Annotated in this window: 13 protein-coding genes; all 13 read left to right on the forward strand. The window is 40.7% G+C overall.

All coding sequences use genetic code 11. The features are described 5' to 3' along the window. Positions 1-226 precede the first annotated feature (226 nt). Positions 227-1489 (forward strand): extracellular solute-binding protein, encoded by a 1263-nt coding sequence (locus EP58_RS00210; RefSeq protein ID WP_036088808.1) that lies wholly within the window; start codon positions 227-229, stop codon positions 1487-1489. 105 nt (positions 1490-1594) lie between these two features. Further along, positions 1595-2899, forward strand: a complete 1305-nt coding sequence (locus EP58_RS00215) for a carbohydrate ABC transporter permease (RefSeq protein ID WP_036088809.1) — start codon at positions 1595-1597, stop codon at positions 2897-2899. 1 nt (position 2900) lies between these two features. Beyond that, positions 2901-3752 (forward strand): sugar ABC transporter permease, encoded by an 852-nt coding sequence (locus EP58_RS00220; protein ID WP_036088811.1) that lies wholly within the window; start codon positions 2901-2903, stop codon positions 3750-3752. Positions 3753-3991: 239 nt separating this feature from the next. Beyond that, entirely contained in the window at positions 3992-4777 is a 786-nt protein-coding gene (locus EP58_RS00225) for a DUF1189 family protein (protein WP_390176041.1), read from the forward strand. Next, positions 4774-7056 (forward strand): glycoside hydrolase family 65 protein, encoded by a 2283-nt coding sequence (locus EP58_RS00230; RefSeq protein ID WP_036088812.1) that lies wholly within the window; start codon positions 4774-4776, stop codon positions 7054-7056. Before EP58_RS00225 ends, EP58_RS00230 begins: the two co-directional genes overlap by 4 nt. A 189-nt stretch (positions 7057-7245) precedes the next feature. Then, positions 7246-9255, forward strand: coding sequence for a BglG family transcription antiterminator (locus EP58_RS00235; RefSeq protein WP_036088815.1), 2010 nt, complete (start codon positions 7246-7248; stop codon positions 9253-9255). A 5-nt stretch (positions 9256-9260) separates the two neighbouring features. Beyond that, positions 9261-9740, forward strand: coding sequence for a PTS sugar transporter subunit IIA (locus EP58_RS00240; RefSeq protein WP_036088817.1), 480 nt, complete (start codon positions 9261-9263; stop codon positions 9738-9740). Beyond that, positions 9737-10012, forward strand: coding sequence for a PTS sugar transporter subunit IIB (locus EP58_RS00245; protein ID WP_036088820.1), 276 nt, complete (start codon positions 9737-9739; stop codon positions 10010-10012). Before EP58_RS00240 ends, EP58_RS00245 begins: the two co-directional genes overlap by 4 nt. Positions 10013-10039: 27 nt before the next feature. Further along, positions 10040-11386: a PTS galactitol transporter subunit IIC gene (locus EP58_RS00250; RefSeq protein WP_036088822.1), complete on the forward strand. Its 1347-nt coding sequence runs from the start codon at positions 10040-10042 to the stop codon at positions 11384-11386. Next, entirely contained in the window at positions 11383-12315 is a 933-nt protein-coding gene (locus tag EP58_RS00255) for a 1-phosphofructokinase family hexose kinase (protein WP_036088824.1), read from the forward strand. Before EP58_RS00250 ends, EP58_RS00255 begins: the two co-directional genes overlap by 4 nt. A gap of 7 nt (positions 12316-12322) precedes the next feature. Then, positions 12323-12973, forward strand: coding sequence for a class II aldolase/adducin family protein (locus tag EP58_RS00260; RefSeq protein WP_036088826.1), 651 nt, complete (start codon positions 12323-12325; stop codon positions 12971-12973). A gap of 6 nt (positions 12974-12979) precedes the next feature. Further along, entirely contained in the window at positions 12980-13180 is a 201-nt protein-coding gene (locus tag EP58_RS00265; RefSeq protein ID WP_036088827.1) for a hypothetical protein, read from the forward strand. Positions 13181-13455: 275 nt separating this feature from the next. Further along, positions 13456-13941: an SGNH/GDSL hydrolase family protein gene (locus EP58_RS00270; RefSeq protein ID WP_036088828.1), complete on the forward strand. Its 486-nt coding sequence runs from the start codon at positions 13456-13458 to the stop codon at positions 13939-13941. The last annotated feature ends 185 nt before the right edge of the window (positions 13942-14126 follow it).

Genomic DNA, 14126 nt, shown 5'->3' on the forward strand with positions numbered 1-14126 from the left:
ACCATGCATATAGCCCCTGTTTTAGGCGTAACAATAATCTTGTTATCGGTAACACGAAAATATACCTTGAAAACGTTTTCGTTATCAGCCTATAATAGCGTCAGAGGTTAACCTGTTTCACAATGCTTTACCAAGAATAAAAATTAGGGTGTGGAAAAGGAGAGCGCAAAACACAATCCAGTAAGGGGATGCGCAGGAATTTTTCAAAAGAGGAGGAAAAAAGGTAATGAGTTCATTCAAAAAGTTTAGCTTATTAGCAATGGTTTTGGTAATCGTAGCAAGCTTAGCAGCATGTGGTAGCGGAAGTTCGTCTAAAGATAGCAGTTCAAGCGACGGTAAAAAAACGTTGACGGTTTCCGTGGATGAAGGCTATGCAAAATATATTGACAAAGTTAAATCTAAATTCGAAAAAGATAACGATGTGACTATCAAAGTAGTTAAAAAAGATATGTTTGAAACACTAGAAGCACTGCCATTAGACGGTCCAGCGGGTACAGCGCCAGACGTGATGATGTCGGCGTATGACAGAATTGGCAGCCTTGGACAACAGGGACATTTAGCCGAGGTGAAATTAGGAAATAAAGATCAACTTGACGATAATGACGTGAAACAAGTGACGATTGACGGTAAAATTTACGGCGCGCCAGCAATTATTGAAACGCTTGTGTTGTACTATAATAAAGATTTGCTAGACAAAGCACCAAAAACTTTCAAAGAATTAGAAGCTTTAACAAAAGATCCACGTTTTAACTTTGCAACTGAAAAAGGAAAATCAACAGCTTTCCTTGCTAAATGGACAGATTTCTACTTCTCTTACGGTCTATTAGCTGGTTATGGTGGTTACGTATTTGGCGATAATGGTACAAATCCAAAAGACATCGGACTAAACAATGAAGGCTCTATTGAAGGTATCACTTACGCTACGAAATGGTTCCAAACATATTGGCCAAAAGGAATGCAAGATAATAAGAGTGCCGATGACTTTATCCAAGATCAATTTGTAAAAGGAAAAGCAGGCGCAATCATCGGTGGACCTTGGTCAGCAGCAAGCTATAAAGATGCAAAATTAAACTATGGTGTAGCAGAAATTCCAACGCTTGATAATGGCAAACCTTACTCTCCATTCGCTGGTGGTAAAGGTTGGGTTATCTCAAACTACTCTAAAAACAAAGATATCGCTCAAAAATGGGTGGATTATTTAACAAATACGGAAAACCAAAACACGTTATATGAAATGACGAATGAAGTGCCAGCAAACCATGAATCTCGTGATGCTGCAGCAGCTAAGAAAGATGAATTAACAACAGCTGTTATTGCGCAATATGCAAACGCGCAACCAATGCCAAACATTCCAGAAATGGCTGAAGTTTGGACAGGTGCGGAGAACTTAATGTTTGATGCTGCTTCTGGTAATAAAACGCCAAAACAATCGGCAAATGATGCAGTGAAAGTAATCTCTGATAACATCGATCAAAAATATCAAAAATAAATAAACGAGTTTGGGAGCTTCAGAGTGCCAGCCATCAAGTTGTGTTGACACTCTGAAAGTCTTCCTAAACTACATAAAATAAGAGGTAGAAATGGGGATAACACGATGGATAAAGAACAACCAATAAAAAATGTTCGTAAGGCGACGCTGTTATCGATCATTCCAGGACTGGGTCAATTTTATAATGGGCAAATTTTTAAAGGTGTCGTGTTTATCGCCGTATTTATTGCTTTTGTTATCGAATTTATCGCAGTCGGTATTAACGCATTTATTGGTTTGATTACACTTGGCTCGGTGCCTGGCGTAGATCACTCGCTATTCCTGATGATTGAGGGAACGCTCCAATTAATTGTTACAGTTCTGTTTATCGGTTTTTATATTATTAATATATTCGATGCAAGACGTGTAGCGATAACATGGAATTTAGGCGAAACAGTTAATACGAAAACGATCGATATATTAAAAAATATGGTAGAGAAAGGGTTTCCGTATCTTTTCACGCTACCAGCATATCTCGTGATGACATTTGTTATTATTTTTCCAGTACTAGTTACGTTGTTCATGGCGTTTACAAACTACGATTTTTATCATATTCCACCAGCAAATTTGATTGACTGGGTGGGCTTTAAAAACTTCTTCAGTATCTTCTTCCTAAGCTCCTATCGTGATACATTCTTGAGCGTATTTTCTTGGACGCTCGTGTGGACGATTTGTGCGACGACATTGCAAATTGTGATCGGTGTTTTTACAGCGGTTGTTGCGAACCAGAGCTTTATCAAAGGAAAACGTCTTTTTGGAGTTATTTTCTTACTTCCATGGGCAGTACCAGCTTTCATTACCATCATGAGTTTTTCGAACATGTTCAATGACAGTATTGGTGCCATTAATATGCAAGTTATCCCGCTTTTAAACCATTTACCGTTTGTCGATATCCCGTCGCTCGCTTGGAAAACAGATCCGTTCTGGACCAAGATCGCATTGATATCGATTCAAGGTTGGTTGGGATTCCCATACATTTACGTCATGGTAACTGGGGTGTTGCAAGCTATTCCAGGTGAATTATACGAAGCAGCGAAGATTGATGGTGCAAGTGCCATTTCTCGTTTCCGCAAAATCACAATGCCGATGATTTTATTCGTTACAGCTCCAGTATTTATCACACAATATACGTTTAATTTCAACAACTTCTCCATCATTTATCTATTCAATGAAGGTGGGCCAGGAAGTGTTGGTGCGGGTGCTGGCTCGACGGATATTCTTATTTCATGGATTTATAAATTAACGACTGGGACATCGCCACAATACGCGGTCGCTGCTGCAGTCACGCTACTCATATCAATCGTTGTTATTTCTGTATCGATGATTGCGTTTAAGAAAACTAATGCCTTTGGTAATGAAGGGATGATGTAGGATGAAATCATTTTTGAAAGATCAACGAACAACTAATTTCTTGACAAAATTCTTCACGTATTTATTCTTGTTAGCCTTATCGATTGTGATTTTATATCCGATTCTAATTACGGCGTCATCGGCCTTTAAGCCAGGGAATATTGCGGCATTTACGTTGGAGTGGAGTGATAATTGGACGCTCAGTAACTTCTCGAGACTATTTAATGATACTCTGTATTTAGATTGGTATCGTAATACGTTGATTATTGCCGTAACAACGATGTTTTTCCAAGTGGCAATCGTTACCATTGCGGGTTATACGTACAGCCGTTATCGCTTTAAAGGGCGCAAAAATAGTCTGATTTTCTTCTTGATTATTCAGATGGTACCGACGATGGCAGCTTTGACAGCATTTTACGTATTGGCGATGCTCTTAGGCGCATTGGATCAGTTCTGGTTCTTAACGCTAATCTATATCGGCGGTGGAATTCCGATGAATATTTGGCTAATGAAAGGTTACTTTGATACAGTACCAAGAGATTTGGATGAGTCGGCGAAACTTGATGGCGCAGGACATTTCCGGATTTTTGGTCAGATTATTTTACCGCTAGTGCGACCAATGATAGCGGTTCAAGCTCTGTGGGCGTTTATGGGACCATTTGGTGACTTCTTGCTTGCTAAATTCTTATTGCGTACACCAGAGAATTTGACGATTGCCGTTGGTTTGCAAAGTTTCATTGCGAATCCTCAGCAACAAAAAGTAGCATTGTTCGCAGCTGGAGCTATTTTAGCAGCTCTACCGATTTGTTTATTGTTCTTCTTCTTACAAAAGAACTTCGTATCGGGACTTACTGCTGGCGGAACAAAAGGTTGATCGTCCGAGAAGCTACAAACGCTCATTTCCGTCGTTAAAGCCTGTGCTCCGGTGCTCATGTACACGAGTACATTCCGCTCCGGTGCGCGGCTTTGCCTAGGAACTAAGCATTTGTAGCCCCTCGGAAGTTTGGTGGGGAATTCGGGTATAGAAAATTAAGATTTATGGATTGTGATGTGATTAGAATGAAGCGTGGGTTTCCAATGAGTTATTTTTGGGGGATGTGCTCGCCGAAACGAATGTTTGCTAGTCGAACTATGTTTGGGTGGGGGAAGTTGGTGTTTATCTTTGTATTTTTGACGGCTTGTTTATTAATTCCGGTTTCGTTGCATTTTGTGAAGCAGGAATCGTTTGATTTGGAGTCGTTGATGCCGAATATGATGAAACAAGTGGATGATACTTTTGTTAGCAAGGTTACGGCGAGTTATCAACTGCAAAATGGGGTGTTAGCTGGTCAGCCGAGTGAGACATTGCAGGAATCGAATAATGGTGTGGCAATGGTGAAGCTGGGTGATACGAATGAGCCTGATGCTAAGAATATGCTTGTTCTAGGCAAGACGAGTATGGAACTTCGGGATGGTTCGGGATACACTTTTACAGTGCAATATACCAATGATACAAGCCTCGCGGATGTGACGAATGCGGAGGATATGCAGGCTTGGATTAGTTCGCAATGGTTTCTGCAGAACAAGGCATTTGTATTTTTGACGATGTCTGCGATGCTTGGCTCTGTGCTTTTTGCGAGTAGTTTGATGCTGGCGTTGTTTGCGGCCTTGTTTATCTGGTTTACGAAGCGAAATCAGATGTCGGAGATTCGGTCTTATAAAGAGGCGCTATCATTGACTTTGCTGGCATTGGGATTACCAACTTTATTTGCTACGGTGATTGGAATTATTTATTTTGATATCACTGTGATGATGGCCATTCAATCGCTTGGGATGGTACTCATGATTGCCTTTACCTTCATTAAAACACGCTTTAGACAGACGGATGATATTTTGGAATTGGGGGGACGAACAGGATGACTCAACGCTTATTTGAAATTGATGAATGGAAATTGAAATCTAGAAATGTTGAAAAAGATGCCAAACGATTACAGGAGAGCCTTACATCGCTTGGAAATGGCTATATGGGAATGCGTGGCAATTTTGAAGAACGCTATTCTGGAGATACGCATCAAGGTACGTATATTGCTGGCGTTTGGTATCCGGATAAGACGCGTGTCGGTTGGTGGAAGAATGGTTATCCTGATTATTTTGGGAAAGTGATCAATGCGCTGAATTTTATCGGTATTGATGTGGAAATAGATGGAGAAACGTTGGATTTATTCCAGGATACGGCGACGGATTTTAACTTGGAACTTGATATGGAGACTGGTATATTGCGCCGGTCTTTTAAAGTGACAAAGAATGGGAAGGCATTTTTGATTGAGGCTGAGCGTTTCCTTAGTATCGTGAAGCAGGAACTGTGTTTGATTCGCTATCACGTTACGGCGTTAGATGCGGATGCGGATATCGTGTTGACACCCTATATTGATGGTAACGTAACAAATGAGGATGCGAATTACGATGAGGTTTTTTGGTTGGAAGTAGCGCAAGAGGTGGATGAACATCGAGCAACAATTGTGACCAAAACGATTGAAAATAACTTTGATATTCCGCGGTTCACGATTGCGGCTTCAATGGAGTCTCGTGCGGCAAATCCAAATGACGTATCTGCTGAAGCAAAGAAACTATATGTTGAAAATAAATATCGCTTTCATGTGACAAAAGGTGAGGCGGCGAAATTGGAGAAACGTGTGGCGGTTGTGACGTCTCGTGATTATGAAGAGCACGAGTTGGCGCCCAAATCACAGCAGGTTTTAGCGGAGTTAGAAGATTCTAGTTATGAAATATTGTGTCAAGAGCATGCAGGTGCTTGGCGGGAACGTTGGCAGAAAGCAGATGTTTTGATTTCGGGTGATGATGTGGCACAGCAAGGGATTCGCTTCAATATTTTCCAATTATTCGCAACGTATTATGGGGAGGATGCTCGACTCAATATTGGTCCAAAAGGTTTTACTGGCGAGAAATATGGAGGTGCGACATATTGGGATACGGAGGCGTTTGCGCTACCACTTTATCTATCGCTTGCTGATAAGAAAGTATCTCGTAATTTGTTGCAATACCGTCATGATCAGCTGGATGGGGCTAAGGTGAATGCTCAGAAAATCGGCTTGAATGGAGCGCTTTATCCGATGGTCACATTTACAGGGATTGAGTGTCATAATGAGTGGGAGATTACATTTGAAGAGATTCACCGTAATGGCGCGATTGCACATGCTATTTATAATTATACGAATTATACGGGTGATCGTTCTTACTTGGAAAATGAAGGTATGGATGTGTTGACTGAAATTAGCCGTTTTTGGGCAGATAGAGTGCACATGTCGGAGCGTTTGGATAAGTATATGATTCATGGTGTTACTGGGCCAAATGAGTACGATAATAATGTTAGCAATAACTGGTATACTAACTATATTGCGACTTGGACACTACGTTATACGATAGAATCGCTTTCCAAAATCACATCTACAAAGAAAGCAGACTTACAAATTATGGATGCTGAGATTGATCATTGGCAGGATATTATTGATAACATGTACTTCCCATATGATGAGAAATGGCAAATATTTGTGCAACATGACACATTTCTGGATAAAGAATTGCGTTCTACAGATACACTTACAGCTGCCGATAAGCCTATTAATCAAAATTGGTCATGGGATAAAATTTTGCGGTCGTGTTTTATCAAGCAAGCGGATGTTTTACAAGGTATTTATACATTTGGAGATGAGTTTGATTTCGAGACGAAACAGCGCAATTTTGAATTTTATGAGCCACTGACTGTGCATGAATCAAGTTTGTCACCAGCTGTTCATACGGTTTTGGCTGCTGAGATTGGTCGGGAAGATAAGGCAGTCGAACTTTATAATCGGACGGCGCGTCTTGATTTGGACAACTATAATAATGATACGGAAGATGGGCTGCATATTACTTCGATGGCTGGAAGTTGGATTGCTATTGTGCAAGGCTTTGCAGGTATGCGAACCTTTAATGAACGCCTATCTTTTGCACCGTTTCTGCCAAAAACGTGGAACAAGTATGCTTTCAAGATTAACTATCGGGATCGTTTGATTGAGATTACGGTCGATGCTAAAACAGTTAGTATCGAGTTACTGGAAGGTCAGACGCTAGAATTAGACTTGTTTGGTGAGGCTGTTCAATTAGTCGATAAATTAGAAAAACATGATTACCACAAATAAATATAATGGGGGAGCTCCTTTTTTAGGGGGCTTCTCTTTTTGTTTGCCATTTTTTAATGATAACATCTCGAAGCGTATCAAAACTGTCGGTTCATCACAATTTGATTTTTATGATATTTATAAATTGTGATGAACCGATGAAATAATGGGTGGATTATCGTATAAGATAGAACTAAAGGAGGGATTCAAATGAGACGCGGCACAAAGGAGCTCTTGACCTATTTATTGTTGAACCATCATGTAGATGTCGCCCAGGTTTCTGAGAATTTAGATCAAACACGAGAAGAAATTAAGAGCTATATTGAGGAAATAAATCAATCTCTAAAATCAGAGTCCATTTGGATGGATCACCAGATGATTTCGATGACAGAGCGTTGCCGAGAGTGTTGTTATCGACTTTTAACGGAGAAGGAGCAGCAACTATTTTCTTATTATGAGGCGAACTTACGGCGGCAACTTATTATGATTCAGCTACTCATGGATGGGCGTTATTTGTCACTACAAGCGTTAGCCGATTATGTTTATGTCAGCAAAAATACGATGCTTAGCGATTTCAAACACATTAAGTCAGAACTACACCAGCTACAAATACAGCTTGACTATTCGAGGAAAGCTGGTTACGCGATCTCTGGTTCTGAATTCCTTATTCGTAACTTACTTGGAAAGCTCATTCGTGATGTCATTAAAACGCCTTATGGCAAGTTCATTCTTGATGAAAAGAAGTTGATTATGGTCAGTGAGGTATTTTTATTAAAAAAGCGACTGGAGAAAATCGAGACGGACCTCCAAATAACGTTTACAGATGAGCAACTAGAGGAGTTACCATACATTCTTTTCGGTATTGTTAAGCGTGCAGAAATTACGAATATCACATGGTCTTTTAAAATTGAGAAATATGATATCAAAAATACACGCGAATATCCGATTATCAAAGAAATGTTTTGGGGGTATGACTTCTTGAACGAGACGGATTTGCTTTACTTATCGTTACAGGTCTTGGCGTCAAATCTTGTTGAATCGGCGCTACTTTTTTCAGATAGCGAGGAAATTGCTTTTGCAGTGGATGATTTTACGGCGCGACTGGAGAACCATTTTGCAACGGAAATCATTCGTAAAGGAGAATTCAAAGAGAAGGTGATGTTGCATATTAGACCCGCAATTTATCGTAATTTACTAGGATTCCAAATAAATAATACATTAACGGAACAATTTATTGCGGAGTATACGACAACGTTCCGAATTGTCGAAAAAGCCTCAGCGCCGTTTGTGGCATTGGTTGGACATAAGTGGTCTAAAGAGGAAATGGTCTACTTATCTATGATTGTGCTTGGCTGGATGTATCAAACGGAAGAAACCGAGCAGAAAGTTTTCAAAGCCGCGATATTATGCCAAAGCGGCACGTCCATTTCGAAATTATTATTGGAGAATTTGAAAGGGATGTTCCCTACGATTGATTTTCAAGGCGCATTTGCGGTACGTCAGTTGGCCCAGGTGGAGCAAGATGTGGACTTTCTTTTCACAACAGTACCAATTCAGACAGATGTTACGGTATTTGTGGTACCTTCCATATTGGACAAAGCGAGTCGTAAGCTATTGCGATGCCAAGTCGAAAAAACGATTGATTTGGATATTGAAAAGAAGACAAGAGTGCTTATGGCGATGCTCCGTGATTCGATTCCATCGGAGAATATTCCTAGGGTGACAGAGCAGTTAGAGCGCTTCTTTGGACAAAAAGAGTTTGAGGAACAGTCCGTGGATATGCTTGATACGTTGCGGTTAGAAGCTCAGAATATCTGCATTTGGGAAGAGGCTATGCGCTGGAGTGAGCTAGTTATTAGTGCTTTTATGCCGTTATATCGACGTGGAAGTGTGACACAGAATTATATCACGACCTGCGAAATGATTTTTTATGAGAATTATCAGCATATGGTGATTGGACCAGGAATCTACTTGCCTCACGCCAAGCCGCAAGCGGGTGTACAGAGGGCGGATATTCAGCTGCATATTGTCAAACGCGGCATCCTTAATCCAAGCGGAGAAAAGGTACAAATGATGGTTGCCTTAGCGCCATCGAGACGGAATCGGCATATTCCATTGCTTTTAAAAATGAATGAGGTCTTCCTAGAACCGGAGAAGTTACAGTTTATTTTAACATCAGAAAATAGGACAGAGATTGCAGAAATGATTGAGAGGGGTTGATTCCGTTGGATTTTGATGATTTATTTCAGGAGGATTTCACATTAATGGGCGGCGAGTTCGAAAGTCGAGAAGAACTTTTTACGAAGGTAGCCACGATTTTAGAGCAGAAGGATTACGTGACGCCGTCTTTTTGTGAAGCGATTATAGAGAGAGAGAAAGTTTTTCCGACTGGACTTGAAATGAACGGGATAGTTATTGCCATTCCGCATACAGATACGGTGCACGTGAAACGACCATTTGTATTTGTGAGTCAACTTCGCAAACCGCTAGATTTTATTCAAATGGGCACGACGGATAAAGGGATTGCTGTAGAGATGGTTTTTGTGTTGGGGATTTGTGATCCTGCGTCTCAAGTGCCTTTATTAGCAAGCATTATGGAACGCTTTACGCAAGCTCAATTTATAGCGGGGTTAAGAGAGAAGCAGAGTAAAGAAGCATTGATAGATTTTCTGAAATTACAATTTGGAAGGATGATGAAAGGATGAAAAAAGTAATCGTAGCTTGTGGTTCAGGCGTTGCAACGAGTCAAACAGTGGCGTCAAAAGTAGAACGTATTTTGAAAGAACGCGGTGTACGAGCGAATGTCGAGGCGGTAGATATCAAGTCGCTTGATCAGCATATTCGCACGAGTGATGCGTACGTGGCCATTACGAAAGCAAATAAGGAGTACAATATTCCAACGCTTAATGGTATTGCTTTTTTAACAGGAATGGGCATGGAAGAGGAAGTAGAGAAGTTGGTTGATGCGTTAAAATAATACATTGAAAACAGGGAGAGTGGCAAAATGGGATCATTACAATCTGTTGTAGAATTTATTTTGAATTTAGGGGCAGCTGTTTTTGTACCGGCTTTGATGATTATTATCGGTTTGATTGTGCGGATGAAGGTTAAGGATGCGGTCAGTGCTGGGATAATTTTAGGTGTTGCATTTCTTGGTATGAACATCGTGATTGGTTTCATGATTGAGGCTCTGACGCCGGCAGCGCAAGGTTTAGCGGAGCGGACAGGGATAGAGTTGACAATTTTAGATGGTGGCTGGACGTCAATGGCGACGCTTGCTTGGGCTTGGCCGCTCGCATTTTTGATGTTTCCTCTGCAGTTGGGGATTAATGCGATTATGCTTGTTTTTAACGCGACGAAAACGCTGAATGTAGATTTATGGAATGTATGGGGTAAAATTTTGACAGCCGTTTTGATTGTTGGAGTGACGCATAATGTGTATCTGGCGTTTGCTGTTGCCGCAGTTCAAGTTGTTGTCGAGTTGATTTTGTGTGATGCGAACCAAAGACAAATTCAGGAACTCAATGGGATTCCAGGGGTTACGGTTTCGCATAGTATGATGATTTTCTGCGTGGTGCTGATGCCGATTGATTGGTTACTTAAGAAAATTCCTGCTTTGCGCAAAGATATGGATGCGAATGCGCTTAAAGATAAGATTGGAATTTTTGCAGAAAACCATGTGATGGGATTCATTGTTGGGGCCTTGCTAGGGATTGCTGCGGGTTATGATGTGGCGAAAACATTGATGCTAGCGATGCAAGCTGCTGCGGCCTTAACGCTATTTCCGATGGTTGCTAAACTATTTATGCAAGCCTTATCACCGTTATCTGATGGCATTTCGGACTATATGAAGAAACGTTTTAAAGATCGCGAGCTTTTTATTGGTCTGGATTGGCCAATTCTAGCTGGATGTAGTGAGGTTTGGGTGGCGATTGTTATTATGGTGCCGGTAACGCTAATTTTTGCGTTGATTTTACCTGGAAACGGCGTATTACCTTTTGCAGGTATTCTGAATATCTCACTTTGCGCACCAGCCCTTGTTGTGACGGGTGGAAACTTGTTACGCATGATTATTCTCGGCGTTATTACCACACCCGTTTTTCTGTATGTGGCTACGTTTTTCGCTGGAACAATCACGGATTTAGCAAATTCAACAAAAGCGATTTCCTTGAAAACGGGGCAAGAAATCACGTGGAGCACGATTGAATATCCTGTTTTCCGCTTTATCATGGCGGAGGCTAGTAAATTCTCGATTATCGGGTTGTTGCTATTAGCAGGATGGATTGTACTACTCATTTTCTATGTAAAAGTAATGCGCAAACGAACAGCAGAATTGGAGCAATTAGGATGATCTATACGATAACACTAAATCCTGCAATTGATCAGCTATTATTTGTAAAACGAGACGTCAAAAAACGGCAAGCAAACCGGATTATTCGAAGTGAATGGGATTGTGGTGGTAAAGGGTTGCATGTTTCAGGCGTTCTTAGTAAATTTTCAATAAAAAATGAAGCACTTGGTATTGTAGGATCGCAAAACAGAGCTCAATTATACGGAATCTTATCTGAAAAGCAAATTGCACATGATTTTTTAGTGCAACAGGGCGAGCAGACAAGAACGAGTTTTGTCATTATTAGTGAGGAATCAAGTGGCAGTATTATGATGCCAGAAGCTGGATTTGCTATTAGCGATGCGAACAAGATAGCGCTTCTAGAACAAATCCGACAAAAAGTGACGCAAGAAGATATTGTTGTTATTGCAGGCTCGCCACCGCCAGAATTCACGTTAGCAGACTTTGAGACGCTTTTGCAAACGGTGAAGGCGACAGGCTGTTTCTTAGCTTGTGATGTATCAGGAGAATATTTGCGATTGGCAGCGATGCTTGGTGTTGACTTCCTTAAACCAAATGAGCATGAAATTCAAGCTATTCTTGTGGATGAGGCGGCAGCATTAACAGAAAATATGCGTGAACTGGCGAAAAATATTCGATATCTTGTTGTTTCGTTAGGACAGCATGGCTCCTATTGTGCGCATGATGAAAAGGTATATCGCGTGATTGCTCCACCAGTCACCGAAAAAAGTGATACAGGAGCTGGCGACTGTTTTGTGGGGGCGTTCATTGCAGGGATTTCCGAGCATTTACCGCTACCAGAAATTTTAAAGCGCGCAACAGGTTGTTCGGCAAGCAAGGTGATGCACGCGGATAGTTCGACATTTAGTCTGGTTGAAGCAGAAATTTTGAAAGAGCAAGTGACCATAATCGAAGTTGAGGAGATGTGAGGAGAATATGTTATACCAAAAAGAACGCGAAGATTTAGCAAAAGTAGTGAAGGTCATGTTTGATCGGTTTGAAACGAATGCAGCGGGTGGGAATGTCTCGGTACGAATGAATGAGCAACATATTATTATGACACCGACATTGATGAGCCAGGCGAAGTTATGCGACTTATCGGCCTATGAAATTCTCGTGGTGAACAATAATAATGAAGTAGTAGAGGGTGACGGGAAGGTGACACGCGAAATCAATTTACACCGGGCCTGTTATACGGAAAATCCTGAAGTTGGCTGTGTTTTGCATGCGCATCCAAAAGAATCGATGTTATTCGCGACGCTTGGCATGGAGCTGCCGAATTTAACAGAAGCAACACAAAAATTAGGCACGATTCCAACGCTCGATTTCGCGCCAGCAACAAGTCCAGAGCTGGCAGAGATTGTACGCACCCATGTGATTGAATTAGGTGAAGCAGCTGTTCCGAGTGCTAGTTTACTTAACAAACACGGTATCGTTGTGCTGGATACTAGTCTGCATAAGGCCTTTGATTTGCTGGAACGCATCGAGTATAATGCTTACATCGCAGCAAAGGCACTCGTTTTCGATGCGCTTAATATTAAGAAACTGGAACACGATTTGGCTTTAAACTACAATTTAGAGGAGTAGGTAGCTATGGATAAAGTTTTTTTCAATGGCAGTCTATTTATTGGAGCACTCATGCTACTCATTGGTATTTTCAAAGATTCGCTTCTTTTGACAGCAACAGCTCTGATCTTCGCTATTATCGCGCAACATTTTTATCGTAAAAAATATCCAAAACGAAATCGGAGCTTCAAAGAATTATTGGTGAATCAGAGAGATATCAGAAAGTAGTGAAAAGAGCTAGAAAAATCGAGCGTGTACTTGATTTTTCTAGCTCTATTTTTGTATTTCTTTGCCATAGAATAACTACTATTTGGATGTAAATAGTTACCAAAACGAACTTGACAAAAACACAAAAATACAGTACGACTATATTCGCTTAAAATCATTGTTTCTGAACGGATTTGTAAGGTTATTTTTGATCAAAATATCAAAATCTGCAACTGTGCAAAACGATGATGGATGGCTTAATTAATGGAAGAATTTATCTAAGGAAGGTATGGGCAATGACGATTAAATTAAATAGACCAACGAATGCACTCCAAGGTGGCTCTTACCGCAATGCACTCAATCAAAATTGGGATATGCTTGAAAAATGGATGGCTGAAAATGGGATCAAGGAGTTAAGTGATTTTCTAGCGAATACTTCAACGATTGGCGGTGGGCGTCATGACACTACTTTTGACACGAATACAAGCTTAGGTGCTTTAAGAGCGATTATCGAGTACATTCGCATGAACTATCCTGGAACGGAAATATATTTGTTTACGCCACTGCAAAATGCAACGCGTGACATGGACAAACACGAGGTAATCACCAATGGAATCATAGCTATTGCTGACATATACAGTTTACCGCGCCTAGATTTATTTAGAATGTCAGGACTCGGAAAATATACGTATGAATTATATACGCGCGATGGTTTACACCCGAATAATGAAGGATTCCATATGATTGGGAAGCGGATTGTTCGAATGATGGAATCCAGTTAATAGATTTTAGAAAAACATAAATTGTACAAATTTTTACTAAATTATCGAAAAACATCGAATGGATTACAATCGATGTTTTTTTGCTTTATGCGGATTATTGGATGAAGTATTCAGGCAGTAGCTTCGGAGTTGTTAAACACTTCTCATTCGGATAGATTGCTAGCAGGACTCTTTATCAATTCTTA

It is taken from the genome of Paenilisteria newyorkensis (assembly GCF_000766145.1).
In the GTDB taxonomy this organism is placed as follows: domain Bacteria; phylum Bacillota; class Bacilli; order Lactobacillales; family Listeriaceae; genus Listeria_A; species Listeria_A newyorkensis.

What these genes read in the sequence shown, in the direction of transcription:
- EP58_RS00235 (WP_036088815.1), top strand. Translation starts at nt 7,246, where the DNA reads ATGAGACGCGGCACAAAGGAGCTCTTGACCTATTTATTGTTGAACCAT.
- EP58_RS00245 (WP_036088820.1), top strand. Translation starts at nt 9,737, where the DNA reads ATGAAAAAAGTAATCGTAGCTTGTGGTTCAGGCGTTGCAACGAGTCAA.
- EP58_RS00220 (WP_036088811.1), top strand. Translation starts at nt 2,901, where the DNA reads ATGAAATCATTTTTGAAAGATCAACGAACAACTAATTTCTTGACAAAA.
- EP58_RS00225 (WP_390176041.1), top strand. Translation starts at nt 3,992, where the DNA reads ATGTTTGCTAGTCGAACTATGTTTGGGTGGGGGAAGTTGGTGTTTATC.
- EP58_RS00260 (WP_036088826.1), top strand. Translation starts at nt 12,323, where the DNA reads ATGTTATACCAAAAAGAACGCGAAGATTTAGCAAAAGTAGTGAAGGTC.
- EP58_RS00215 (WP_036088809.1), top strand. Translation starts at nt 1,595, where the DNA reads ATGGATAAAGAACAACCAATAAAAAATGTTCGTAAGGCGACGCTGTTA.
- EP58_RS00265 (WP_036088827.1), top strand. Translation starts at nt 12,980, where the DNA reads ATGGATAAAGTTTTTTTCAATGGCAGTCTATTTATTGGAGCACTCATG.
- EP58_RS00255 (WP_036088824.1), top strand. Translation starts at nt 11,383, where the DNA reads ATGATCTATACGATAACACTAAATCCTGCAATTGATCAGCTATTATTT.
- EP58_RS00210 (WP_036088808.1), top strand. Translation starts at nt 227, where the DNA reads ATGAGTTCATTCAAAAAGTTTAGCTTATTAGCAATGGTTTTGGTAATC.
- EP58_RS00250 (WP_036088822.1), top strand. Translation starts at nt 10,040, where the DNA reads ATGGGATCATTACAATCTGTTGTAGAATTTATTTTGAATTTAGGGGCA.
- EP58_RS00230 (WP_036088812.1), top strand. Translation starts at nt 4,774, where the DNA reads ATGACTCAACGCTTATTTGAAATTGATGAATGGAAATTGAAATCTAGA.
- EP58_RS00270 (WP_036088828.1), top strand. Translation starts at nt 13,456, where the DNA reads ATGACGATTAAATTAAATAGACCAACGAATGCACTCCAAGGTGGCTCT.